Consider the following 23,203-nt stretch of genomic DNA (forward strand, 5'->3'; position numbering starts at 1 on the left):
GCGTCATTTTGCGGGGGGTGCACCATGTCCAACGGCGTCTTCACGGTCGCCGCGATCGTCGGGATCTCACTGATCCTGACCCGGCTCGTGGCGCATCGCGTCCGAGTCCCAACAACGACTTTGCTCGTCCTGTGCGGGGTCGCGGCCGGAATACTCCTCCCGACCTTGCCTGAGGTCGACCTCGACCCGCACCTCGTGCTGTCCGTCTTCCTACCGCCGCTGATCTACCACCACGCGGCGTTCGGCAGCGCGCCCCGCGAGATCCGCGCCGACCTCGGCCCCATCCTGGTCCTCGGCGTCGGCCTGACCGCCGTCACCACCACGGTCGTCGGCTTCGTCGCCTGGGCACTGCTCTCCGGCGTAGGCGTCGGCCTGGCCCTGGCCCTCGGCGCCGCACTGGCCCCGACCGCCGCCGTCCCCACCTGCGCACTCCTACGCCGCCACCGCGCACCCGCCCGCGTGATCACCATCCTGGAGGGCGAGAGCCTGGTGAACGAGGGCGTGGCGCTGGTCCTGTTCGCCCTAGCCCTCGAATGGAACAACGACCGTTCCCACGTACTGAACGATCTCGTCTCCTCAGCAGGCGAACTGGCGGGCGGCGCCCTGCTGGGCCTGGCGATCGCCTGGCTCCTGATCCGCCTCCGCCGCCGGATCACCGACCCGGGAACGCTGATCCTGATCTCGCTGGCGACCCCGTTCATCGCCCACCACACCGGCGAACTGCTGCACGCGTCCGGCCCGGTCGCGACGGCCGCCGCCGGCATCTACGCCGCCACCCGCACCGGCCCCGACCTGCACACCCCCGGCCGCGTCACCGAACGCCTCACCTGGCGCGTCCTGGTCTTCCTCCTAGGCGGCACCCTCGCCGTCCTCCTAGGCATCCAGCTGCGCGACCTCCCCGAGCCCGGCGTAGTCGTCCTCATCGCGTCCGCCGCGATCATCCTCGTCGTGATCGCCTGCCGAGTGGCCTGGTCGCTCCTGGCAGCCCCCGCCGCCCGCTGGATCCCCGGCGGCAGCCCCGCCGCCGGCCACCTCCCCCGAACCGCCCGCCTGACCGTCGCCCTAGGCGCCACCCAGGGCCCCCTGGCCCTGGCGATCGCCCTAGCGCTCCCGTCCGCAGTGGCCGAACGCGACGCCGTCCTCACCATCGTCGCCATCGCCGCGCTCTTCTCGGGCCTCGTCCAGATCCCGGCCCTGACCCTGCTCGTACGCAGGCTCTTCCCGGCTGTCCCAGGCCCGCCTCAGCACGAGGAAGTCCTAGCCCGTACCGCCGTCTCCGACGCCGCGATCCGCCACCTCGACGAAGCCGCCGAAGACGACCGCTTCGACCGGCAGGTCCTGGCCCTGCAGCGGGCTGCCCTCCGCGTCGACCGAGTCCTGGTCCGCGACGCCGACCAGCGTCGCGCCCTGCACCGCGAGCTGATCCAGACCGAACGCGAGGAGCTGATGCGTCTCTACCGTGCGGGCGAGATCAGCTCGGAGACTCTGCACTCTCTTACCCACGAGCTGGATCTCCAGGATCCTGACGCTTCTCGTGCACCCGAACCCTGATCTCTGGTCTTTTCTCTGGTCTTTCTCTGGTCTTTTCTCTTCTCTTTGAGTGGGGCCCTTTTGCGGCAACGGTCACCCCTTCCGCTGGGGTTGGGCGCCCGTCTGCGGGTTGGTGCTGGTTGAAGGCCGAAAAGCTCAGCGACGAGGAAGGAAGGGGCGGGGCCGGGGGCTGGGTTGTTCGGGTGCGGGTCTCACGGGGCTGGACTACAAGCTTTTGCAGCCGCGCTTCGCGCGGGAAAGCACCATCGAAAGAATCTTCGAATATTTCTATTCGATCATGAAAATGGCGGAGAGTGATGGTAAAATAACGGTATGAGTTCGATCGTGGCGGACCCCGAATCCGCTTCCACCCAACAACTGGTGGAAGCGGCATCCGCCATATTCTCCGAACTCGCTAATAGGGCTGCGCCCGAGTCCGGGGCCGCCTGCATGGAATTGGCTGAAGCGCTCTCCACGGTCACCGACCGGGCTGAGCATGTCTTGGCTGGGCTGATCGCGGTGGTCGACCGGACCGGCGAGATGAAGGCGTGGGGTCTGCCCTCCACGCAGGCCTGGCTGCGGTGCCGGATGGGCATGCGCGAGGGCCGCGCCAAAGAGCGCATTACCTTGGCCCGGCAACTTCACCGGCTCGGCCGTGTCCGCACGGGCCTGGCCGCTGGCGAGTTGTCGTTCGGTTACGCGGCCACCATCGCCGACGCCGTGCAGCGCCTCAATGACGATGACACCGCAGCGGCCGAGGACATCCTCCTGACTGCGGCTGGTGAGGGCCTGTCGGCGGGGAAGGTCGCCAAGCTGGGCGGGAAGATCCACGACCTGGTGCGTGAGCACAACGGCGAGGAAAAGCCGCCCGAAGATGTGCAGCGCGGGTATGAGCGGTCCTGGGTGACCGTCAGCCGGTCGCTGGATGGGGGCTGCTACCTGAAGGGGTGGCTCAACCCTGAGGACACCGCGATCCTGGACGGCACGCTGGCCCCGTTGGCCAAGCCTGCCGGGACTGATGACCGTCGTGATCTAGGTGAGCGGACCGCCGCTGCTCTCACCACTGTGCTGGCTGGTGGCCATGGTGCGACGCGGGTGACCGTCATCGCTGACCTGGAGACGCTGACCGGCGCCGACACCCCCGGGCGACTCCGCGACGGCACCCCGATCCCCGCCGAGCAGGTCCGCCGCCTGGCGTTGACCGCCGGAATCTCACCCCTGATCTTCGGACGCGGACACACCCCCCTCTACCTCGGCCACACCATCCGAATCGCCAGCTCCGGCCAACGCCGCGTGCTCGAGACCCTCTACGACACCTGCGCCGTCCACGGCTGCGAAGTCCCCGGCTTCCTGTGCGAAGTCGACCACGTCGACGGCTGGGCACTGGGAAGCCCCACCGACATCGACAAACTCACCCTCTGCTGCGGCTGGCACAACCGCTGGAAACACACCAACCCCCAGCAGATACAGATCAGCCAGAGCGACGGCCGGTACATCTATCGGACGCTGGCGCCGGACGGGATCGCCAGAGCTCGAAGATCGATCCCCGAACACGACGCCAACCCCTGGCGCGACGATCAACCACTAGCCGCCTGAAACAGGCCCGGAGGCACCACACTCCGGGCCTACAGGCACCAACGCCAACCCAACCACCCACCACCCCCCGCGCGAAGCGCGGCTCAAGGGTCCGAACCCCAGCCCCGTGCCGCCCCGCACCCGAACAACCCACCCCGGCCCCGCCCCCACCTTCCTCGTCGCCGAGCCTTTCGGCCTTCAACCAAGACCCACCCGGCAGCCGGGCAGCAGACCGGCACGGAAGGGGCGACCGCTGCCGCCCAGTCCGCGCGAAGCGCGCTCCCCAAGCACGAACCCCAACCCCGCTCCGGACCTACAGGCACGAACGCCAACCCAGCCACGCACCCGCCATAAGCACAAACCCCAGCCACGTGAAACCCGCACCCGACCAGCACACCCCAGACCCCGCCCCCACCCTCCTCGTCGCCGAGCCTTTCGGCCCTCAACCAACACCCCACCCGCCAGCCGGGCACCCAACCCCCACGGAAGGGGAGACCGCTGCCGTCGAGCACGTCACCCAACGTTCCCGTTCCCTTTGGGGACGAACGACGACGATCGGTTGCGGCCGCGGTGTGGTGCTTGGCGGCCGGATGCGGTGCGGCGAGTGATCAGTGAAGGACGGTGAGCAGGCCCTCGACGCCACGCTGGAACGCGGCGCCGACGCTCTCGACGCCGTCGAGGTGGGCGGCGGTCATGGCGCCGTCGCGCATCATGACGAAATGTCTTGCGGCGTGCTCTGGTCTGCCGCGTCGCGGTGAGTCGCCGAAGACCTGCGCGAACAGCTCCGTGAGCGTGGTCACGTACCAGTCCCGGTGATCGAGGACGACCTGGCGCACCGGGTCGCTGGGGTCGGGGTACTCGTTCGCGGCGTTGAGGAAGGCACACCCGCGGAACTCCGGTCTGGCCAGGTCGTCGGCGACGGCGGTGCCGATCGTGCGCAGCGCGTCGGCCGGCGACGGCGCGGCTTCGATGGCGGCCTGCGTGTCGGCGCGGATGTGGGCGTCGACGCCGCGCAGGTAGGCGAGTACGAGGTCTTCCTTCGAGGGGAAGTGCCGGTAGAACGTCGCTCGCGTGGCCGGGGCCTCGGCGAGGATCCGCTCGACTCCGACCGCACGGATCCCCTCACGGTAGAACAGCGCGCTGGCCGTGGCCAGCAGCCGTTCCCGGGCCTCGGACCGCCCCCGCTTCCCCGAGCTGCCGTGCTGGCCGCCGGGCGCGGAGCGGGTCGGTGTCGCCATGGGCCGATCGTAGCAGAAAGAACGATCGGTCTTGCAAACGCCGATGACGTCTGCCAAGCTCAGGACTGCAAGAGAGAACAGTCTTTCTACCTAAAACATCATGCTGCGACGCGACCAGCATGATCCACCCGAATGAAGGGAATCTGTCATGACCACCGCCACCGCCCCGGCTCCGACCGGTGTCGCACCGACGCTTCGGCGTCTCTACTTCGTGCGGTTCGGGTTCGCCCTCGTCTGGGCGATCCTGCTGTTCCCGACCGCGTCGAGCATCAACCTGGCGACCGCGGCGCTGATCGTGCTGTACCCGGCGTTCGACGTGGCCGCCGCCGTCGTCGATGTCCGCTCCGCGCGGGCCACCATGGCCGACGGCCGCACGAACGGGTCCGTCCAAGGTTTCTACGTCGGTCTCTACGTCAACATCGCGATCAGCATCCTCGCCGCCGTCGGACTCGCCGTCGCCCTCACCTCCGGAATCCCAGCCGTCCTACGGGCCTGGGGGGCGTGGGCCGTCGTGGCCGGCATCGTCCAGCTCGTCGTGGCCGTACGGCGGCGCGGTCTGGGAGGACAGTGGGCGATGATCGCCAGCGGGGCGATCTCCGTGCTGGCCGGCGCGTCGTTCTTCGCCATGGCGTCGAAGGCAGGAGCTTCTCTGACCAGCGTGGCCGGTTACGCCGTGCTCGGCGGCGTCTTCTTCCTCGTCTCCGCGCTGCGCCTCGGACGGAACGCCGGCCAGACCCGCCAGACCCGCCCGCTTGACCTCAACCGAGCTTGAGGAACCAGGCTGTGATCCATGAGCCTCACCGACGAAGAACACGCGTACGTCGAGTCCCAGCCGCTGGGCCGCCTGGCCACGGTCGGACCGAAGGGCGACCCGCAGAACAACCCCGTGGGCGTCTTTTACAACGACGAGACCGGCACCGTGGACATCTACGGGCACGGCCTGGCCGGCTCCCGCAAGTTCCGCAACGTGCAGAAGAACGACCAGGTCGCGATCGTCGTGGACGACCTCGCCTCCACCGACCCGTGGACCGTGCGCGGCATCGAGATCCGGGGGCGCGCCGAGGCGCTCACCGGGATCGACCCGCCGATGCCGGGGTTCAGCCCGGACGTCATCCGGATCCACCCGCGGACGATCTTCTCCTGGGGGATCAACGCCGGTGAGGAGGGGATGGTCAAGCGGACGGTGGGCTGAGCCGCCGTTCGATCGCGCGGGCGAAGCGCTCGGCGGCGCCCGCGCCGTGCTGGAGGAACAGGTTCGGCTCGGCCAGCTCGAGCTCGATGAGCACCGGGCCGCCGTCCGGCCCCGGGACGAGGTCGACGCGGGCGTAGAGCAGGTCGCCGGGGACTGCGGCGAGGATCCGTTCGGCCACCTCGATCTGCTCGGGCGTCGCGTCCACGGGAACGGTCTGGCCGCCGCGCGGGCCGTCCACGACGCCGGTGCCCACCTGAAGGATCGGGGCCTTGCGGGCGGCGTGGCTGTACTCGCGGTCGAAGAACAGCAGCGCGGTCTCGCCGTCGGTGTCGATCGCCGACATGTAGGGCTGGACCATCGTCGTACGGCCCTCGGCGCGCAGCCGCTCCAGATGCGCGCGGGCGGCGCTCTCGTCGCCCGCGCCCGCCGTCCAGCGGGCGGTGTCGCGGGAGCCCGCCGACACCGCGGGCTTGATCACGTACTCCGGCCAGTCGGCGGGGAGGTCGGCCGGGTCCCAGAGCGTGGGGACGACGGGCAGCCCGGCCTCGTCCAGCTCCCGCAGGTAGCGCTTGTCAGTGTTCCAGCGCAGAACGTCCGGCCCGTTCAGCAGGCGCGGGACGCCCTCGGCCCAGGCCAGGAACTCGTCGCGGCGGGTCGTGTAGTCCCAGGTGGAACGGACGACGACGAGCTCGTAGGAGTCCCAGTCCAGGTCCGGGTCGTCCCAGATCACGATCTCGGCCTTGAGGCCCAGGTCGTTCAGCGCGGCCAGCAGGTCCTGCACGTCGGGGACGCCGTCGGGCAGGGCGGAACAGGTGGCGAGGGCGACGCTCATGCGCGCGGCTCCAGGCGCACCGGGTGGCCCGCCGCGGCCAGCACGTCCTTGACCTCGGAGATCTTCAGGTCGCCGAAGTGGAAGACGCTGGCGGCCAGGACCGCGTCGGCGCCCGCGTCCACGGCCGGGGCGAAGTGCTCCAGCGCGCCCGCGCCGCCGCTGGCGATCACGGGCACCGAGACCGCGGCGCGGACCTCGCGCAGCATCTCCAGGTCGAAGCCGTTCTTGGTGCCGTCGGCGTCCATCGAGTTCAGCAGGATCTCGCCGACGCCGAGCTCGGCGCCGCGCCGCGCCCACTCGATCGCGTCGATGCCGGTGCCCTTGCGGCCGCCGTGCGTGGTGACCTCGTAGCCGGAGGCCGTTCCCTCGGCGCGCCGCGCGTCCACCGACAGCACGATGCACTGCGACCCGAAGCGGTGGGCCGCCTCGCGCAGGAACTCGGGCCGGGCGATCGCCGCGGTGTTGATCGAGACCTTGTCGGCGCCCGCGCGCAGCAGCCGGTCGACGTCCTCGACCTCGCGGATGCCGCCGCCGACCGTCAGCGGGATGAAGACCTGCTCGGCGGTGCGCCGCACCACGTCGTAGGTGGTCGAACGGTCGCCGCTGGAGGCGGTGATGTCCAGGAACGTCAGCTCGTCGGCGCCCTCGGCGTCGTAGCGCCGCGCCAGCTCCACCGGGTCCCCGGCGTCGCGCAGGTTCTGGAAGTTGACACCCTTCACCACCCGGCCCGCGTCGACGTCCAGGCAGGGGATGACGCGTACGGCGACGGTCATCGGACCGCTTCCAGGGCCTCTTCGAGGGTGAACGCCTGGGCGTACAGCGCCTTGCCGACGATCGCGCCCTCCACACCGTCGCCCACCAGCCCGGCCAGCACGCGCAGGTCGTCCAGCGAGGACACGCCGCCGGAGGCGATCACCGGCTTGTCCGTACGGGTGCAGACCTCGCGCAGCAGCTCGGTGTTCGGGCCGCGCAGCGTGCCGTCCTTGGTGACGTCGGTGACGACGTAGCGGGGGCAGCCATCCTCCTCCAGGCGGGCCAGCACCTCCCACAGGTCGCCGCCCTCGCGGGTCCAGCCGCGCGCCGCCAGCGTCGTGCCGCGCACGTCCAGGCCGACCGCGATCTGGTCGCCGTACTCGCCGATGATCTTGCGGCACCACTCGGGGTTCTCCAGCGCGGCGGTGCCGATGTTGACCCGGGTGCAGCCGGTCGCCAGCGCCGCCGCCAGCGAGTCGTCGTCGCGGATGCCGCCCGACAGCTCGACCTTGACGTCCAGCCGCCCGGTGACCTCGGCGAGCAGCTCGCGGTTGGAGCCGCGCCCGAACGCGGCGTCCAGGTCGACCAGATGGATCCACTCCGCCCCCGCGTTCTGCCAGGCGAGCGCGGCGTCCAGCGGCGCGCCGTAGGAGGTCTCGGTGCCGGCCTCGCCCTGCACCAGCCGCACGGCCTGGCCGTCGGCGACGTCGACCGCGGGAAGAAGCGTGAGAGTCATGAACAACCTTCTTGGCGAACTTGGCGAACTTGGCGAACTTGGCGAACTTCTAGACGTATGGATCAGTCGACGGTGGACAGCCAGTTGCGCAGCAGCTCGGCACCGGCGTCGCCGGACTTCTCCGGGTGGAACTGGGTCGCGCAGAGCGCCCCGTTCTCCACGGCGGCCACGAACCGGTCGCCGTGCTCGGCCCAGGTGACCAGCGGCGGCCTCAGGTGGCCGAGCGGGTCGGGCTGCAGCTCCCAGCGCCGCACGCCGTAGGAGTGCACGAAGTAGAAGCGGGTGTCGGGCCCGAGGCCGCGGAACAGGACCGTCTCTTCCGGTGCCTCGACGGTGTTCCAGCCCATGTGCGGGACGACCGGGGCCTCCAGGCGTTCCACCGTGCCGGGCCACTCGGCGCAGCCCTCGGTGGTGACGCCGTGCTCGACGCCCTTGGCGAAGAGGATCTGCATGCCGACGCAGATGCCCAGCACCGGGCGGCCGCCCGCCAGGCGGCGGCCGATGATCTGGTCGCCGCGCACCGACCTCAGGCCCGCCATGCAGGCCGAGAACGCGCCGACGCCCGGGACGATCAGGCCGTCGGCGTCCAGCGCCGCGTCCCAGTCGGGCGTCACGGTGACGTCCACGCCGTGGCGCGCCACCGCCCGCTCGGCCGAGCGCAGGTTCCCCGAGCCGTAGTCGAGGATGACGATGTTCTTGGACCCGGCGGCCACGGCTAGAGGGCTCCCTTGGTGGACGGGATCCCGTGCACCTTGGGGTCGAACGCGACGGCGTCGCGCAGCGCCCGGGCGAGCGCCTTGAACTGGCACTCCACGATGTGGTGGGCGTTGCGGCCGTACGGGACGTGGACGTGCAGGCAGATCTGCGCGTTCGCCACGAACGACTCGAAGATGTGCCGGGTCATCGTGGTGTCGTACTCCGGGCCGATCATCGGGGCCATGCCCTCGGGCTCGGTGTGCACCAGGTAGGGGCGGCCCGCGATGTCGACGGTCACCTGCGCGAGCGACTCGTCCAGCGGCACCGAGGCGTTGGCGAACCGGCGGATGCCCGCCTTGTCGCCGAGCGCCTGCTTGAACGCCTGGCCGAGCGCGATCGAGGTGTCCTCGATGGTGTGGTGGCTGTCGATGTACAGGTCACCGGTGGTCTTCACGGTGAGGTCGAACGACCCGTGCTTGCCGAGCTGGGCCAGCATGTGGTCGTAGAAGCCGACGCCGGTGGCGACGTCGACCTCGCCAGTACCGTCCAGGTCGATCTCGACCAGGACCTCCGTCTCCTTGGTCCCCCGCTGAACGCGGCCCTTGCGGCTCACAGACTCTCCCTCTCTCCCGAGGGGGGACGACCCCCCACGCCCCCCGGCCCGGCTTCGCCGACTTCCTTCGAAGCTTCTTTCAGTGCTGTGCGGAAGGCCGCCATCTCCTCTGGGGTGCCGACGCTCACGCGCAGCCACTCCGGCGGTCCCACCTCGCGGATCAGCACGCCCCGGTCCAGCATTCTTTCCCAGACCCCCCGCCGGTCCGCGAACCGGCCGAACAGGACGAAATTGGCGTCGGACTCGGCGACCTCGAGCCCCTCGGCGCGCAGCCACGCGACCACGTCGTCGCGTTCGCGGCGCAGCGCGTTCACCGAGTCCAGCAGCTCGTCGCCGAACGTGATGGCGGTGCGCGCCACGGCCTGGGTGACCGCCGAAAGGTGGTACGGCAGCCGGACCAGCAGCAGCGCGTCGATCACGGCGGGGTCGGCGGCCAGGTAGCCGAGCCGGGTGCCCGCCATGGCGAACGCCTTGGACATGGTCCGGGTGACGATCAGCCGGGGGTTGCCCGGCAGCAGCGTCAGCGCCGACGGCGTGCCCGCCCGCCGGAACTCGGCGTAGGCCTCGTCCACCACGACCATGCCCGGCGCGACCTTGAGGACGGCCTCGATGGCCTCCAGCGGCAGCGCGGTGCCGGTCGGGTTGTTGGGCGAGGTCAGGAAGACCACGTCCGGCCGGTGCTCCTCGACGGCCTTGATGGCGCGCTCGGGATCCAGGCCGAAGTCGGCGTCGCGGTGGGCGTTGATCCACGCGGTGCCGGACACCGAGGTGATGATCGGGTGCATCGAGTAGGACGGCTCGAAGCCGAGCGCGGTGCGCCCGAACCCGCCGAACGCCTGCAGGATCTGCTGGATGATCTCGTTCGACCCGTTGGCGGCCCAGACGTCGCGGCCGGTCAGGCCCGCGCCCGGGGTGTCGCGGTTGAGGAAGGCCGCAAGGTCCTCGCGCAGCTTGACGGCGTCGCGGTCGGGGTAGCGGTTGAGGCTTCCGGCGACGCCCTTGACGGCCTCGCCGATCGCGTTCACCAACGCGGCGGACGGCGGGTAGGGGTTCTCGTTGGTGTTCAGCGCGTAAGGGACGTCCAGCTGGGGTGCCCCGTACGGCTCCCGGCCACGAAGATCGTCGCGGATCGGGAGATCGTTCAGTGAAGTCAAGAGGGAATCTCCCATTTGAAGCGCGCCTTGAGAGCGGCGCCGTGCGCGGGCAGGTCCTCGGCCTCGGCGAGCGCGACCACGCGGGCGGTCGCGTCGGCCAATGCGGCCTCGTCGTAGTCCACGACATGGATGCCGCGCAGGAAGGACTGCACGGACAGGCCCGAGGAGTGGCAGGCGCAGCCGCCGGTCGGCAGCACGTGGTTGGATCCGGCCAGGTAGTCGCCGAGCGACACCGGCGCGTGCGCGCCGATGAAGATCGCGCCCGCGTTGCGGACGCGGGCGGCCACGGCGTGGGCGTCCGCGGTCTGGATCTCCAGGTGCTCGGCGGCGTACGCGTCGACGACCTTCAGGCCGTCCTCGACGCCGTCCACCAGGACGACGCCGGACTGGCGGCCGGCCAGGGCCTCGGTGATCCGCTCGGTGTGCTTGGTCCGCGCCACCTGGGCGGCGAGCTCGGTCTCGACCGCGTCCGCCAGCTCGGTCGAGTCGGTGACCAGCACGGCGGCGGCGAGGGTGTCGTGCTCGGCCTGGCTGATCAGGTCGGCGGCGACGTGCACCGGGTCGGCGGTGCCGTCGGCCAGGATCGCGATCTCGGTCGGACCGGCCTCGGAGTCGATGCCGATCACGCCCTTGAGCAGGCGCTTGGCGGCTGCCACCCAGATGTTGCCGGGGCCGGTCACCATGTCGGCGCGCGGGCACTCCTCGGTGCCGTAGGCGAACATCGCCACGGCCTGGGCGCCGCCCGCCGCGTACACCTCGTCCACCCCGAGCAGGGCGCACGCGGCCAGGATCGTGGGGTGCGGCAGCCCGCCGAAGTCCTTCTGGGCCGGCGAGGTGACCGCGAGCGAGCCCACGCCCGCCTCCTGCGCGGGCACGACGTTCATGACCACGCTGGACGGGTAGACGGCCTTGCCGCCGGGCACGTAGAGGCCCACGCGGCCGACCGGCACCCAGCGCTCGGTGACCGTACCGCCCGGGACGACCTTGGTCGTGGTGTCGACCCGGCGCTGGTCGTGGTGGACCAGGCGCGTCCGGCGGATCGCCTCCTCCAGCGCGTCCCGTACGGCGGGATCGAGATCGGCGAGGGCCCGCTGGATCTCGGCCGCGGGGACCCGGGTGCGCTCGAGCTCGACGCCGTCGAAGGCCTGGGTGTATTCCCGTACCGCGGCGTCGCCCCTATGGCGCACGTCCTCGCAGATCGGCCGCACCTTCTCCAGGGCGGCCTCGACGTCGAGTTCGGCGCGGGGCAGCACGGAGCGCAGGTCGCCCGGGAGCGAGCCGCGCAGGTCGATACGGGAAATCACCCGTCCAGTCTACGGAGAAGCCCCTGTCCCCCGCGCAACGTCTCACTTGCCGAGACGCCACGTCATGATCAAGCCGGATCAGGCCGTGAACTCGCCTTCCAGCACGGTCACGGCGCGGCCGGTCAAGATCACTCTGTCGCCACGGAGGGTGACGCCGACCGTTCCGCCGCGTTCGGAGGCCTGGAAGCCGGTGAGGACGTCCTTGCCGAGCTCCTGCCCCCAGTAGGGGCCGAGGGCGCAGTGCGCCGAGCCGGTGACCGGGTCCTCGCCGTCGCCGAGCAGCAGCCCGCCGCCGAAGAAGCGGGACACGAAGTCGTGCTCCTGGCCGGGATCGGCCTTGGCGGTGACGATCACCCCGCGCGCCTCCACCCCCGACAGGATCGCGTTGTCCGGCTCCAGCTTGCGCACGGCCTCCTCGTCGGCGACCAGCACGAACAGGTCGTTCTGTGCCGTACGGCCGGTCCAGAACGGCGTCGTGCGCAGGGCCTCCCCCAGGTCGTCCGGCGGCTGGACCTCGGCCGGCGGGTTGGCGGGGAAGTCCATGACCAGGCCGCCGTCGGCCTCGCGGGTGACGGTCAGCACGCCGCTGCGCAGGGTCTGGAAGCGGATCGGGCGATCGGCGGGGACCGCGCCCGTGCCGTACAGCGCGTGCGCGCCGGCCAGGGTCGCGTGCCCGCACAGCGCCACCTCGATGACCGGGGTGAACCAGCGGAGCTCGTAGTCGGCGTCCGGGCCCTCGATCGGGCGGACGAACGCGGTCTCGGAGTGCCTCATCTCGGCCGCGACCCGCTGCATCCAGGCGGGGTCGGCGGGCCGTTCCAGCAGGCAGACGCCCGCCGGGTTGCCGGCGAACGGGCGATCGGTGAAGGCGTCGACGACCAGCATCTTCATGACTAAGACGCTAAATCAGCCCCGTCGGATCAAGAACGGCCAATCCCCCAGAAGTGGCCTTGGAGCGTTCGCGCGAGGGGTGTGCGAAGGGTGTGCGAGGGTCAGACTTCGCCGGTCACGCGGGAGAAGGAGGGCAGTTCCTCGCGCGGGACGGTAGGGGGCTCACCGAAGTGGGCGTCCCAGCGGCGGGGGCAGGCGACGATCCAGCCGAGAACGAAGCCGACGGCCAGGCTCGCGGCACTCAAGATGATCAGGTTGAGCCACATTGGGGGTCTCCCATGTCCTGTCCGGGAGGCGCACCTCCCGGGAGTGGCCTGAAACTAGCGGGATATGCGGCGCGACGTGCGCGGATTCGCCGGGCGACCCCCCGCATCTGACCCGTGGTGACCAGGCGCCCATGCCCCGTTCGGGTGACTCCTACCGGCCCGTAGCGGCCGATGACGCGGCGATCACCGACGCCTTCAGACTGTGATAAATCCGGCGCAACACGATCGCGGCAAGATCGTTGCAACGGGAAGTACGCTGGCGCCGAGGGGCGTTCCCCGGACCGCCCCGATCTAGGCATTGTGGGGGGAACACAGTGACCGAGAGGCTCCCACTGTTCCCGTTGGGCACGGTGTTGTTCCCGGGCTTGGTGCTGCCCTTGCACCTGTTCGAGGAGCGCTACCGGATGCTGGTGCACGACCTGCTGGACCAGCCCGAGCCGCGCCGTTTCGGAGTCGTGGGCATCGAACTGGGCCATGAGGTGGGCGAAGGCTCGGCCCACCGCCTGGCCGACGTCGGCTGCCTGGCCGAGCTGCACAGCGTGACCCCGCACCGCGACGGGCGCTTCGACATCGTCACGGTCGGCGGGCAGCGCTTCAGGGTGAAGGAGACCGATACCTCACGGGCCTATCTGCAGGGTGAGGTCGAGCTCCTGCCGGAGGAAGAAGGAACTGACACCGGCGCCGTGGCCCAGCGGGTCCGGGTGCTCTTCCAGCTCTACCGGCACCGGCTTGCCGCCGTCGGCGCCGAGGTGGCCGAGCCCGTCGAGCTGCCCGACGATCCCGTACGGCTCTCGTACCTCATCGCCGCCGCCGTGGTGCTGGACGGGCCCGACAAGCAGCGGCTGCTGGAGGCCGAGGACGCCGCGCTCCGGCTGGAGTACGAGCAGGAGCTGCTCATGCGGGAGAACCGCCTGCTCCAGGTCATGGCCACCGTGCCCGCCGGCCAATTCCTCGACGGCTCGTTCACCCCGAACTAGCCGGCCGCCGGCGCGACTCGACCCGCCGTCGGCACGAGTCGACTCGCCACCCGCGCGACTCGACCCACCATCGGACCCGCCAGCGGCGCGAGTCGACCCGCCACCGGCGCGAATCGATTGGCGGGGGCGCGGCGGGCTCCGCCAGACTGAGCGCCATGAGCTCAGCGAAGTCCAAGGGCGCCTCCAAGGGCGGCGGGAAGGGCACCCCGGCGACGGTGGCCGCGACCAAGGCCAAGGTCGAGTACACCCTGCACACCTACGAGGTGGCGCCGGACGGGGACCTCTCGTACGGCGAGGCGGCCGCGGCGGCGATCGGCGTACCACCCGAACGGCTCTTCAAGACCCTGCTCGCCGAGGTCGACGGCAGGCTCACCGTCGGCGTCGTCCCGGTGTCGGGCAGCCTGGACCTGAAGGCGCTGGCGGCGGCGTCGGGCGGCAAGAAGGCCCAGCTGGCCGACCCGCAGGACGCCGAGCGCGCCACCGGCTACGTCGTGGGCGGGATCAGCCCGCTCGGGCAGCGCAAGCGGCTGCCGACCGTGATCGACGAGTCGGCGTCAGGGTTCCCGACGGTGTACGTCTCCGCCGGTCGGCGCGGCCTGCAGATCGAGCTGGCCCCCGCCGATCTGGCCCGCCTCACCGGGGCCAGGCTGGCCGGCATCGCGCGCGGGTAGCCGCTTCACGATCAGCTCCAGGACCGCGTAAACCCCCACGGCCAGCAGCGGCCAGAACACCAGCACGCCCTTGGCGCGCAGGTCCGCCACGCCGGTGACGGTCTCGCCGTCCTTGGCGTGCTTCACGGTGGCCTGGAAGTCGCTCAGCCCGATGTGGTGCCCGACCTTCCAGGCGAGCAGGGACGCCGCGACGCCGCCGACCACGAGGCCGAGGATGAGCGGGATGTCGTTCCGCCGCCCGCCGGCCAGGTAGGCGACCACTCCGCACAGCAGGCCGGCCACCGCGGTGATCAGGGCGAACCGCCCGTCGATCCCGATCGGGCCCTGCCCCTCGGGGTCGGCCAGCAGCGGTTTGCCCTGCAGGACCACGTATTTCACGTCCGGGCTCACGGCGGACCAGAGCCACCCGGCGAGCGGTCCGAGGACCGCCACGACCACCGCGGTCACGGCCCAGGTACGCAAGGCCTTCCCGGCCGGTCCCCCCACCTCGTACGCTCCCTTGTGAAAGTAGTGCTGTGAAAGTCGTCCGCGATCCGTCCCCGATACGAGAAGCCTAGCCCTCCCTGTTCAACTGATCGACTACTGCCCGGTGTCCGATTCCCGGCCTCGCATGGCCCGATTCCTGAGATAATGTGCCCGACATGTCCGGATTCAGTTCAGCGTTCGAGCGCCTCGGCGCGGCCCTCGCAGCCGTCGTCCTGCAGCAGCAGGAGACGCTTGCCGAGTTCCTGCCGCGTGAGGACTGGAGTGCTGACCTGACCGCGCGCACCTACTCCAGCGGCGGCGTGACGGTCCGGGTGTCCCTTCTCGGCAGCTACGCGGCCCGCGAGCGCACCTGGCTCTGGGGCTGGGCCAACCCGCAGTTCGGCGACGATCACCCCGCGGTGGCCCCGACGCTGGCGATCCGCGCCCTCGGCGAGCGCCTGGAGATCCCCGAGTTCGTCACCCCCGAGGTCGACCTCGGCTGGTACCAGGGCCCGGCCGGGCACGGCGGCGAGCTGATCGCGATGGCCGCCGGCGGCGTGCTCGGCGGTGGCGGCTACATCGGCGCCGGCTACGACGGCGGCTCGGCCTACCTGCACGTGGACGACCCGCAGGCGCCACCGGCGACCTGGGATCCGGTTCCGGTCCCCCGCCTGGTGATGAACGGTGTGAGCCTGTTCCCCCGCGACCCGCGCCTCACTTTGGCCCGCCTCCTCAGCCACCACCGCGTCCCCTACCGGGAGACCGACGGCATGACCGAGGTCCGCCTCCCCGGCGGCGGCACCGCCCGTGCCCACTTCGACGGCCTGGGCCGCTTCACCGACTGGCAGGCCGAGCTCAGCCCCGCCGGCCTCTGAGCCCCGCGAGCCTCTGATGTATGACCTGAGGGTCATAGTTCAATCACTCAGTCCCGCCGCCACCGAGCCCTGCCGCGATGGCCCGTCCGGTCGCCTCGTCGGTGAGGTAGGACCGCATGTCGTTGGCCTTGGCGCCGCCGGTGTCCAGGCGGATCTGCGTGATGCGGTCGCTGAAGAACGGCCTGACGTCCTCCACGACGGCGATCACGTCACCGGCGTCGGTGACGTTCGTCCAGGACTCGACCGAGCCCGGCCACCGCGCCTTCGGGGCGGGCGGGGGCCGCAGCCGGTTGTAGACGATGTGCCGCAGGGCGAGCGGTGAGCCCAGCGTCACCAGGGTCTCGACCGGCCACTCCGGGTGGGCGCACAGGCTCTCGTACGCGACCACCGAGCCGAACGAGTGCGCCACGATGACCCGGGTGTCCTCGTTCACCGCCCCGGCCAGCGCCGCGCGGGCGGCCGAGCGCACGTCGTCGTCGGTGAAGTAGCGCCGGACCTGCTTCAGGAACGAGATGAAGGCCTGTTCGCCGACGCCGCTCCAGAACGCGGACATGGTGAGCGCGTACAGCGCCCGCTGCACCCACGCGGGGCTCCGGAAGAGCGTCTCGGCCTCGGGAGCGACCACCTTCTCGTCGACGTCCGCCGCTCGCTCCCACAGAGCCCTCAGCAGGTCCTGCTCGAAGCCCGGCTCCACGTCGTCGGCGTCGTAGTACGGCTGCGGCGAGAGCATCTCGTCCTTCGGGCGGAAGGTCTTGCCGTAGCTCACGACGACGACGTCCTCCGGACCGATGCCGACACCGGCGCGGGCCAGGCCCTGCCTGAGCGGGGTGAACAGCGTCCGATGCAGCGAGAGATCGCCTTCGAGCCGTTTGGCGACGCCGGGCACCATCACGATCGACATCAGCCCGCCTTCGCCCCAAAAGCCGACAAATCCAAGGGCAACACTCTGGCCGGTGACCGTACCCTCACTCAACGAGGTGGCCGACAGTTGCCAGGGCGGCGTCCGAACCCGGACGGGGGTCCTCGCGTGATTCCGGCGAGAAGTCTCCGACGTCCGAAGGAACACCTGATGCGAACGACCCTGATCGGCACCACGGCCCTCGCGGCGGCGCTCGTTCTCGCCGCCCCGGCACTCGGTTCCACCGCGCCGGCGCAGGCCGCCGGCACCTGGACGGCCTCCACCGCGACCGGCGTGAGCGGCCCGGTGAGCGCGTTCAGTGACGGCGACGCGTGGGCCCTGGGCAACCCCGGCTTCGCGCACTGGAACGGCACCACATGGCAGCAGGTCCCCGCGCCCGCCGATCGCGGCATAGTGCTGGCGATCGGCGACGGCGGCCCGTCCAACGCGTGGGCCGTCGGCAAGGTGACCAGTGGCTACCACGTCTCCAGCCCGCAGATCGAACGATGGAACGGAACCTCCTGGGCCGCCTCGCCGAGCCCGGCGATCTCCGGCCGCAACGCGGCGCTGAGCGGTGTCGCGACCGTCAGCGCGTCCAACGCCTGGGCGGTCGGCACCGACGGCAGCCAGTCCCTTGTCGAGCACTGGGACGGAACGGCCTGGACCCGTGTCTCGGTCCCCTCCCCCACCACGATGCGCACCAAGCTGTCGGCGGTCACGGCACGTTCGGCGACCGACGTCTGGGCCGTCGGCACGTTCGCCAACACCGCGCCCGCCCCCGACTCGCTCTACGCGCTCCACTACGACGGCACCGCCTGGCGGGTGGTGACCATGGCTCAGACCGACAGCCAGACCAACAGCAACCAGCCGGTGGCGGCCTCGATCGCAGCGGTCGGAGCGAACGACGTGTGGATGGTCGGCGACCGGAGCAACTTCGGCACCGGGCTCACGCTGACCGAGCACTGGGACGGCACCAAGTGGTCGATCGTCCCCAGCCCCTACGACCACCTCCCGAACACCCCGAACTCCATCACGAGCGGTGAGCTGAACACCGTCACGGCCCGCGGCCCGAACGAGGTCTGGGCGGGCGGGTTCTTCTTCACGTTCACCGACGGCGACCCCGCGGGGGTCTACCACGCCCTTCTCCTGCGCTGGAACGGCACGAGCTGGACGCAGGACACCGCACCCACCACCGGCGACTACAACGTCATCCAGGGAATCTCTGCGAGCCCGCACGCCATCTGGGCCACCAACGCGGGCACTCCGAGCCTGCTCACCCACCCGTAGTACCTACTGATTCGGCACGAACCCTCACCTCAGTAACGTGACCTGCATGAACCTCGAATTCGGTGTGCAGCTCGCCCCGTCGGTCACGCAGCTGGGAACGGTCGTCGACCTGGCGCGGATCGCCGACCGCGAGGGCCTGGACCTGCTGGGCGTCCAGGATCACCCGTACGCCGCCGAGCTCGCCGACACCTTCGCCGTCCTGACGACGGTGCTGGCGCGGACCGAGCGGCTGCGGGTGTTCCCGGACGTCGCCAGCCTCCCGCTGCGCGGCCCGGCCATGATCGGCAAGCAGGCCGCGACCCTCGACCTCCTCAGTGGCGGCCGCTTCGAACTCGCCCTCGGCGCCGGCGCGTACTGGCCCGCCATCCAGGCGATGGGCGGCCCCACCCGTACCAACCCCGAGGCGCTCCAAGCCCTCGAGGAGGCCACCGAGATCATCCGCGCCATGTGGCGCCCCGGCGAACGCGTCAAGGTCGAGGGCGAGCACTACACGGTCAAGGGCGTCCACGCGGGCCCCGCGCCCGCCCACCCGATCGAGATCTGGTTCGGCAGCGTCGGCCCCCGCGCGAACGCCCTGACAGGCCGCATCGCCGACGGCTGGGCCGCCCCCATCCCCCACTACCTCCCGTACGAGAAGTGGCGCGCCCAACAGGACGTCATCTCCTCAGCCGCCATCGACGCAGGCCGCGACCCGTCGACCATCCGCCGCATGGCCCAGCTGGTCGGCGACATCACCGACACCCCGGCCCCCGTGACCCTCGAAGGCGAGACCCCCATCCGCACCGACGCCGCAGCCTGGGCCCAGATCCTGGCCACCCTCACCACCGAGACAGGCTTCGACACCTTCGTCTACTGGCCCGAAAACCCCACCGAACTCCAGCTCCGCCGCTGGATCAACGACGTAGTCCCCGCCGCCCGAGCCCTCCTGGCCGAGGGCTAAAGAGACATCGGCTCGACGTCGACGTCGACGCGACCGCCCCCGATCAGAAGGCGCACCGTGGGATGGTCTCGCCCGAGCGTCTCGTCAAAGAGCCTGATCGCGCGATACCGCATTTCGGGGGCCTCGCCTTCGTCGCCCAAGGCACGCCGGTCGAAGGCGAGATTGGCCGATGCGGCAAGGGTGTGCACGTGCCGTTCGCCCAAGGTCTCGGAGCTGGCCGCCACCACTTCCTCACCCAGCCGGGCCGCCCTGTCGACCTCGCCCTGCGCGGCGAGGTCGGAGGCGAGGTTGGTCTGGACGGCGAGCGTGAACGGATGCGCGGTCCCGAGGCGCTCGCGCAGTGTGGAGAGCGCCTGCTCGTTGCGCTGCCCGGCCAACTTGGCCATCCCGGCCGCCCGCAGCGTGATCGCGAGGTTGGCAGACGCGGCGCAGGTGTTGGGATGGTCCGGACCCGCGACCGCGTCCCATTCGGCCACGATGTCGTGTCCGAGAGACTCGGCGGACGCGAGATCCCAATTCAGCCGGCGGTCGTGAATCAGGTTGGTCGCGGTGGTCAGCGTCTGCCGGTGGGAGTCGCCCAGCGTCGCGCGATGCCGTTCGAACGACTCCTCGAGACGTTCGCGAGCCTCACGATGATGCCCCGCCCTGCGCAGGCTCAGCCCGAGTTCGGTGAGGCCGTTCAGCCTGTCGGCGTTCCACGGCTCCTCCCTGTCCTCCGTCGCCTCGGTGACGCGGCGGACGATCTCCAGCGCCTGCTCGTACCGCCCCAGCTGGCGCAGATCGCGGGCGACCATCAGGCTGGAGGCCAGCGACCTGCGATCGAGCGGTCCGAGTTCCGCCTCGTACCAGGAGTGGACCCGCTGGTCGACGTCGAGGGCCTGAACGAACCGTCCGAGAGAACGAAGATCCGCAGCGAGGTTGTCGCGGACCACCATCGTCTGACGGTCGTCCGCACCGTAAAGGTGCTCCTGCATCTCGACGAGACGTTCGTCTTCGGCGAGTGCGGCGTCGTACGCCCCGGCGAGTCTCAGGTCGATGTTGTGGCTGGCCCGGCACAGCAGCGTCACCTCGTGCTGCTCCCCCTGAGAACCGAGAAGCCGCTCAAGGGTCTCGGCGTTGAGCCTGCGCGCCTCGTCGCCCTGCCCGCTCACGCGCAGGGCGATGGCCAGCTGGACGCGCAGGTGCAGGATCGACAGGTCATCGGGCCAGTCCTCGTCGCCCCAGCTCGCAAGTGCCTGCCGGCCCAGTTCGACGCTCTGGCGAACGTCTCCCCGTGCGTTCAGACGGGTGAGCTGGTTGATGACCAGAGCCTGGACCCGCGCGTCACGAGACTCCAGGGCACCCGACGGGATCAGATGCCGCCGCGACCATTCGTACCGCCGGTCGCTGTCGTCATCCTCCGGGTGGCCGGGATCGGATGCCGCGAGCAAGACGTGAACGCATCGTCGCAGTTCCTCCGCCAGCTGCGGGTCCTCCTGCTCCAGCCTTCCGCGCGTGACCGCCTGCACGACCCGGTGGACCTCGACCGTGCTGGCCCCCGCGCTGAGCCTGACAAGGGAGAAGCGGGCGAGCTCGTCAAGCGCTCGCCGCAGCTCTGCGCGGTTACTCAACAGGCGATCCACGGGGACTGGAGCCGTATCTGGCCGGATGGCGAGGAGCTCTGCGGGTACCGGGTCGGGTCCGAAGTAGGCCAGGAGCCGAAAGAGCAGCTCGGCATCTTCGGTCACCTTTCCAGGCGGGACACGCCAGGTCGTCGCGACCTGACCGGAGTAGTAGATGTCGACCGGCGTCGCTAGGAGTTCATGGACGTTGTCGCGCCACCTGTCGAGATAGCTCGTCACCGGAAGGCCGGTCGCCGTCAGGAACGCGGCGGTGTACTCGACCGCCAGTGGCAGGTCACCCAGCTCGGTCGCGAGGTCCTCCGGGACGGCCGGACTCTCACGTTCGAGGCCTCGTGTCCGCCGCCGCAGATACTCCATGGTCTCCGGGCGAGTGAATACGCCGACCTCGACGCCGTCCACACGGAGCGCCTGCCGCCACCTCGCGACTCGGGACGTGATGATCGCATGGCCTGGCCCGTCCGGGACGTATTCGCGCAGCATGACCGGATCCTCGACGTTGTCGAAGACCAGCAGCCACCGCCGCGATGGATCCCCGGTGCGCAGAGCGTCCAGGACGGCCTCCACGTCGCCGGTGATGTCCCGTCCCTCCATGGGCAGTTGCAGCAGGCGTCCCAACGAGACGAGCGAAGCACGGATGATCTCCTCGCGCTCGGCGCGCACCCACCAGACCACGTCGTAGTCGTCCGCGAACCGATGTGCATACTCGGCGGCGATCTCTGTCTTCCCCACACCGCCGAGGCCGTAGAGGACCTGCGGGGCGGTCGACTCGGAGACCAGGCGGCCGCGGAGAGCCGCCAGTTCGGTCTCTCGGCCGGTGAAGTCCAGATTGCGGAACGGAATCTCCCTGCCCCAGACCTGGGGCAGGTCCGTCGCGCGAGGGACCTGCGACCAGTCGGCCCTCAGCGGATCCAGGTCAGAGCCCGAGCCCAGCAACTCCGAGGTGCTCACCTCGAAGACCTGAGCCAGTACCGCGATTTCCTCGGCAGTGACAGACTTGCGGGTACCGGATTCAATTTTGGCGATGGTGCTCCGCGTAAGCGACGGGGCTCCTGCACGGATACAGGCCTCGGCCAGCTCACGCGCAGACCAACTGCGTTCGGCACGCAGGCTGCGCACCCGATCGGCGACCCGGCGGGTCACCGACACCTCGTCCATGCGAACCCCATCCTGCGCCGGAGCAAAGCCTTGCTGATTGCTCCATCGTAGAGCAGACTGAACCTCAGCGGAGCATATTGATCGCATTCGCCGGAGCAAATCGATGGATTCCGAGGGTGGGCCACCATGCCACGACTCCGAGCCCTAGGCCGCCCGGCGGCCTGGGTCGCCGGTAGCGGCATCAGCGCGGTCATCACCGCCGTGGCGGCCATGGCCCGATCGGGCGGCGGACTGAGCTCGCCCGCGGCCTGGCTGTTCCTCGGGATCGCGTGCCTGTGCACCCTGGTCATCGTCCTCGACACGGTCTTCGACTTCGTCCTGAAGAGCAAGGCCGCCAAGAGGGAGCGGCTCAGCGAGGAGAAGTACTGGGAGGCGTTCGGCAAGGGAGTGGCCGAGCCCGAGAACTCCGCGCACTTCGGGAGTCTCTCCGACTCGGCCGCGCGATTCTTCTCCGCTTACCGCAACGGCACCGGCCTCACCGACCGGACCCACGGTTCGCTGTACGGCACGCGCTCTTCCCAGACCAAGCCCGACGAATAGCCGACCCCCTCCCTGCCTACTCGCGGACGTAGTAGTGGCCGAGGGAGTCGTCGTAGCGGCCGGTGGGGCGGCAGCAGCGCCTGAAAGCGCCGCCCAGAACCGCAGGGGCATGGGTCGTTGCCGCCGAGCTTCTCGACGAGCTCCTTGTCGACGCCGACCTTGCGGGCGCCGCGCTTGACCTTGGTCTCGCTAGAGGGAACCCCCGGCGGCGCTTGCTGGTCGGCTCAAAAGGACGCCTCGGCGTCGTATTCGCGGTCCATGACTGCCTCCCGGAATCGAGGAACAGCCAGCACCGTACGGGGGTGCCGCTCGGCTGCCAATCGGTTTTCAGGTGTCGCAGGCCGTGCCGTCGCCGTCGCGGTCCAGGTCGTAGATGTCGGAGCCGACCACGCGAACCGGACCCTGTACGTAGGCGGGGCCGTCGCCGCTGCCGCCCGCGCAGTCGACGTCCGAGGCGATCGGCACGCACGCGCCGCTGTAGTTCGGGTCGCACCGGCTCTCCGGCTTGGTGCCGATCGCGACGACTCGGGTGATCGGTTGGCGAGTGATCGTCTGGCGCAGGAGGCGCCTGCCGCTCTCCGCGCCGTCGCTGAGCGTCACCTCGTAGGTGAGCCTCTTGACGCCCTTGACGCCGGGTCGGCGCACCTTGGTCGTGCCTTCGGTGAGTGAGGCGTCCTTGATCTCGGTCGTGCGGTACGGGATCGATGTGGTGGTCGTGACGTGCGCTTCTCGACCTTGGGTGTGGCGGCCACGGCCGCGGTGGTCGTCGGCGATGCGGTGCTCGTCTGCGATGCGGTCGATGGCGTCCCGGCCGCGGCCGTCTTGGTTCCCGTGTCCTGCCCGCAGGCGCCGAGCGTGAGCATGGTGCCTGCCAGGAGCAGGCCGATGAATCCCCGTCGCATTGGTCCCCCTTGCGTGAGGAGGACCAAGTTATGTACGTCTCAACCACACCAAAAGGGACTTCGGTCCTCTCCTGGCGGGACTGTTGCCTGG

At 70.3% G+C, this 23,203-nt stretch carries 24 protein-coding genes and 1 pseudogene; 10 read left to right on the forward strand and 15 right to left on the reverse strand.

What is annotated here, in order from left to right; genetic code table 11:
* Positions 1-24 precede the first annotated feature (24 nt).
* Positions 25-1,551 (forward strand): cation:proton antiporter domain-containing protein, encoded by a 1,527-nt coding sequence (locus J4573_RS52525; RefSeq protein WP_208264025.1) that lies wholly within the window; start codon positions 25-27, stop codon positions 1,549-1,551.
* Positions 1,552-1,863: 312 nt separating this feature from the next.
* On the forward strand, positions 1,864-3,126 hold the full coding sequence (locus J4573_RS52530) for an HNH endonuclease signature motif containing protein (protein WP_208264026.1): 1,263 nt from the start codon (positions 1,864-1,866) through the stop codon (positions 3,124-3,126).
* A gap of 587 nt (positions 3,127-3,713) precedes the next feature.
* Here the strand turns inward: J4573_RS52530 and J4573_RS52535 are convergent.
* A complete protein-coding gene (locus J4573_RS52535) occupies positions 3,714-4,343 on the reverse strand; it encodes a TetR/AcrR family transcriptional regulator (protein WP_208264027.1) in 630 nt (209 codons plus the stop codon).
* Positions 4,344-4,491: 148 nt separating this feature from the next.
* On the opposite strand from J4573_RS52535, the gene J4573_RS52540 reads away from it, so the two are divergent.
* Complete coding sequence (locus J4573_RS52540) at positions 4,492-5,115, forward strand: hypothetical protein (protein WP_208264028.1); 624 nt, start codon at positions 4,492-4,494, stop codon at positions 5,113-5,115.
* Between the two features lie 18 nt (positions 5,116-5,133).
* Positions 5,134-5,535, forward strand: a complete 402-nt coding sequence (locus tag J4573_RS52545; protein WP_208264029.1) for a PPOX class F420-dependent oxidoreductase — start codon at positions 5,134-5,136, stop codon at positions 5,533-5,535.
* Here the strand turns inward: J4573_RS52545 and J4573_RS52550 are convergent.
* From J4573_RS52550 to J4573_RS52590, 9 genes are all read right to left on the reverse strand, one after another.
* Positions 5,516-6,367: an ATP-grasp domain-containing protein gene (locus J4573_RS52550; RefSeq protein WP_208264030.1), complete on the reverse strand. Its 852-nt coding sequence runs from the start codon at positions 6,365-6,367 to the stop codon at positions 5,516-5,518. The two genes, J4573_RS52545 and J4573_RS52550, sit on opposite strands and share 20 nt — an antisense overlap.
* Entirely contained in the window at positions 6,364-7,140 is a 777-nt protein-coding gene (gene hisF / locus J4573_RS52555) for an imidazole glycerol phosphate synthase subunit HisF (RefSeq protein ID WP_208264031.1), read from the reverse strand. Before hisF ends, J4573_RS52550 begins: the two co-directional genes overlap by 4 nt.
* A complete protein-coding gene (priA, locus tag J4573_RS52560) occupies positions 7,137-7,856 on the reverse strand; it encodes a bifunctional 1-(5-phosphoribosyl)-5-((5-phosphoribosylamino)methylideneamino)imidazole-4-carboxamide isomerase/phosphoribosylanthranilate isomerase PriA (protein ID WP_372443056.1) in 720 nt (239 codons plus the stop codon). Before priA ends, hisF begins: the two co-directional genes overlap by 4 nt.
* Positions 7,857-7,918: 62 nt before the next feature.
* On the reverse strand, positions 7,919-8,569 hold the full coding sequence (hisH, locus tag J4573_RS52565) for an imidazole glycerol phosphate synthase subunit HisH (RefSeq protein ID WP_307797560.1): 651 nt from the start codon (positions 8,567-8,569) through the stop codon (positions 7,919-7,921).
* 2 nt (positions 8,570-8,571) lie between these two features.
* Complete coding sequence (hisB, locus tag J4573_RS52570; protein ID WP_208264033.1) at positions 8,572-9,165, reverse strand: imidazoleglycerol-phosphate dehydratase HisB; 594 nt, start codon at positions 9,163-9,165, stop codon at positions 8,572-8,574.
* Positions 9,162-10,319 carry a histidinol-phosphate transaminase gene (locus J4573_RS52575; protein WP_243775016.1) on the reverse strand — a complete coding sequence of 386 codons (1,158 nt, stop codon included), beginning with the start codon at positions 10,317-10,319 and terminating at the stop codon, positions 9,162-9,164. The genes hisB and J4573_RS52575 overlap by 4 nt, the downstream gene beginning before the upstream one ends.
* Complete coding sequence (gene hisD / locus J4573_RS52580; RefSeq protein WP_208264035.1) at positions 10,316-11,623, reverse strand: histidinol dehydrogenase; 1,308 nt, start codon at positions 11,621-11,623, stop codon at positions 10,316-10,318. Before hisD ends, J4573_RS52575 begins: the two co-directional genes overlap by 4 nt.
* 78 nt (positions 11,624-11,701) lie before the next feature.
* Positions 11,702-12,514, reverse strand: coding sequence for a PhzF family phenazine biosynthesis protein (locus J4573_RS52585; RefSeq protein WP_208264036.1), 813 nt, complete (start codon positions 12,512-12,514; stop codon positions 11,702-11,704).
* A gap of 101 nt (positions 12,515-12,615) precedes the next feature.
* Complete coding sequence (locus J4573_RS52590) at positions 12,616-12,780, reverse strand: hypothetical protein (RefSeq protein WP_208264037.1); 165 nt, start codon at positions 12,778-12,780, stop codon at positions 12,616-12,618.
* A 314-nt stretch (positions 12,781-13,094) separates the two neighbouring features.
* On the opposite strand from J4573_RS52590, the gene J4573_RS52595 reads away from it, so the two are divergent.
* Together J4573_RS52595 and ybaK are read left to right on the forward strand one after the other, a co-directional pair.
* Positions 13,095-13,757, forward strand: coding sequence for an LON peptidase substrate-binding domain-containing protein (locus J4573_RS52595; protein ID WP_208264038.1), 663 nt, complete (start codon positions 13,095-13,097; stop codon positions 13,755-13,757).
* Between the two features lie 155 nt (positions 13,758-13,912).
* The gene (gene ybaK / locus J4573_RS52600) at positions 13,913-14,428 is read left to right on the forward strand and encodes a Cys-tRNA(Pro) deacylase (protein ID WP_208264039.1); all 516 of its coding nucleotides are present in this window, start codon (positions 13,913-13,915) and stop codon (positions 14,426-14,428) included.
* On the opposite strand, the gene J4573_RS52605 is transcribed toward ybaK, so the two are convergent.
* Complete coding sequence (locus J4573_RS52605; protein WP_307797561.1) at positions 14,312-14,914, reverse strand: hypothetical protein; 603 nt, start codon at positions 14,912-14,914, stop codon at positions 14,312-14,314. The genes ybaK and J4573_RS52605 overlap by 117 nt on opposite strands.
* A 155-nt stretch (positions 14,915-15,069) precedes the next feature.
* Here J4573_RS52605 and J4573_RS52610 point away from each other — a divergent pair, with 155 nt between their 5' ends.
* Positions 15,070-15,768, forward strand: coding sequence for a DUF6882 domain-containing protein (locus J4573_RS52610; RefSeq protein WP_208264040.1), 699 nt, complete (start codon positions 15,070-15,072; stop codon positions 15,766-15,768).
* Positions 15,769-15,811: 43 nt separating this feature from the next.
* On the opposite strand, the gene J4573_RS52615 is transcribed toward J4573_RS52610, so the two are convergent.
* The gene (locus J4573_RS52615; protein ID WP_208264041.1) at positions 15,812-16,669 is read right to left on the reverse strand and encodes a hypothetical protein; all 858 of its coding nucleotides are present in this window, start codon (positions 16,667-16,669) and stop codon (positions 15,812-15,814) included.
* A gap of 168 nt (positions 16,670-16,837) precedes the next feature.
* On the opposite strand from J4573_RS52615, the gene J4573_RS52620 reads away from it, so the two are divergent.
* The gene (locus tag J4573_RS52620; protein WP_208264042.1) at positions 16,838-17,953 is read left to right on the forward strand and encodes a hypothetical protein; all 1,116 of its coding nucleotides are present in this window, start codon (positions 16,838-16,840) and stop codon (positions 17,951-17,953) included.
* 46 nt (positions 17,954-17,999) lie between these two features.
* Positions 18,000-18,893, forward strand: coding sequence for an LLM class flavin-dependent oxidoreductase (locus J4573_RS52625; protein WP_208264043.1), 894 nt, complete (start codon positions 18,000-18,002; stop codon positions 18,891-18,893).
* Here J4573_RS52625 and fxsT read toward each other — a convergent pair.
* The gene (gene fxsT, locus J4573_RS52630; protein ID WP_208264044.1) at positions 18,890-21,757 is read right to left on the reverse strand and encodes an FxSxx-COOH system tetratricopeptide repeat protein; all 2,868 of its coding nucleotides are present in this window, start codon (positions 21,755-21,757) and stop codon (positions 18,890-18,892) included. The genes J4573_RS52625 and fxsT overlap by 4 nt on opposite strands.
* Positions 21,758-21,796: 39 nt before the next feature.
* Between fxsT and J4573_RS52635 the strand changes: the two genes are divergently transcribed.
* On the forward strand, positions 21,797-22,210 hold the full coding sequence (locus tag J4573_RS52635; protein ID WP_208264045.1) for a hypothetical protein: 414 nt from the start codon (positions 21,797-21,799) through the stop codon (positions 22,208-22,210).
* Here the strand turns inward: J4573_RS52635 and J4573_RS56885 are convergent.
* Positions 22,126-22,329 (reverse strand): annotated as a pseudogene (locus J4573_RS56885) (SEC-C metal-binding domain-containing protein); the annotation flags it as partial. The gene J4573_RS52635 and the pseudogene J4573_RS56885 overlap by 85 nt on opposite strands.
* A gap of 208 nt (positions 22,330-22,537) precedes the next feature.
* Positions 22,538-23,101 carry a G5 domain-containing protein gene (locus J4573_RS52645; RefSeq protein WP_307797562.1) on the reverse strand — a complete coding sequence of 188 codons (564 nt, stop codon included), beginning with the start codon at positions 23,099-23,101 and terminating at the stop codon, positions 22,538-22,540.
* Positions 23,102-23,203: the final 102 nt, after the last annotated feature.

It is taken from the genome of Actinomadura barringtoniae (assembly GCF_017573505.1).
In the GTDB taxonomy this organism is placed as follows: domain Bacteria; phylum Actinomycetota; class Actinomycetes; order Streptosporangiales; family Streptosporangiaceae; genus Spirillospora; species Spirillospora barringtoniae.

Bases quoted from the DNA above. Each gene is read 5' to 3' on its own strand.
- J4573_RS52590 (WP_208264037.1), bottom strand. From the start codon at position 12,780: ATGTGGCTCAACCTGATCATCTTGAGTGCCGCGAGCCTGGCCGTCGGC.
- J4573_RS52525 (WP_208264025.1), top strand. From the start codon at position 25: ATGTCCAACGGCGTCTTCACGGTCGCCGCGATCGTCGGGATCTCACTG.
- J4573_RS52615 (WP_208264041.1), bottom strand. From the start codon at position 16,669: ATGTCGATCGTGATGGTGCCCGGCGTCGCCAAACGGCTCGAAGGCGAT.
- J4573_RS52540 (WP_208264028.1), top strand. From the start codon at position 4,492: ATGACCACCGCCACCGCCCCGGCTCCGACCGGTGTCGCACCGACGCTT.
- J4573_RS52545 (WP_208264029.1), top strand. From the start codon at position 5,134: ATGAGCCTCACCGACGAAGAACACGCGTACGTCGAGTCCCAGCCGCTG.
- J4573_RS52535 (WP_208264027.1), bottom strand. From the start codon at position 4,343: ATGGCGACACCGACCCGCTCCGCGCCCGGCGGCCAGCACGGCAGCTCG.
- hisF (WP_208264031.1), bottom strand. From the start codon at position 7,140: ATGACCGTCGCCGTACGCGTCATCCCCTGCCTGGACGTCGACGCGGGC.
- J4573_RS52550 (WP_208264030.1), bottom strand. From the start codon at position 6,367: ATGAGCGTCGCCCTCGCCACCTGTTCCGCCCTGCCCGACGGCGTCCCC.
- fxsT (WP_208264044.1), bottom strand. From the start codon at position 21,757: ATGCGATCAATATGCTCCGCTGAGGTTCAGTCTGCTCTACGATGGAGC.
- J4573_RS52585 (WP_208264036.1), bottom strand. From the start codon at position 12,514: ATGAAGATGCTGGTCGTCGACGCCTTCACCGATCGCCCGTTCGCCGGC.
- priA (WP_372443056.1), bottom strand. From the start codon at position 7,856: ATGACTCTCACGCTTCTTCCCGCGGTCGACGTCGCCGACGGCCAGGCC.
- ybaK (WP_208264039.1), top strand. From the start codon at position 13,913: ATGAGCTCAGCGAAGTCCAAGGGCGCCTCCAAGGGCGGCGGGAAGGGC.
- J4573_RS52610 (WP_208264040.1), top strand. From the start codon at position 15,070: ATGTCCGGATTCAGTTCAGCGTTCGAGCGCCTCGGCGCGGCCCTCGCA.
- J4573_RS52530 (WP_208264026.1), top strand. From the start codon at position 1,864: ATGAGTTCGATCGTGGCGGACCCCGAATCCGCTTCCACCCAACAACTG.
- J4573_RS52635 (WP_208264045.1), top strand. From the start codon at position 21,797: ATGCCACGACTCCGAGCCCTAGGCCGCCCGGCGGCCTGGGTCGCCGGT.
- J4573_RS52620 (WP_208264042.1), top strand. From the start codon at position 16,838: ATGCGAACGACCCTGATCGGCACCACGGCCCTCGCGGCGGCGCTCGTT.
- J4573_RS52625 (WP_208264043.1), top strand. From the start codon at position 18,000: ATGAACCTCGAATTCGGTGTGCAGCTCGCCCCGTCGGTCACGCAGCTG.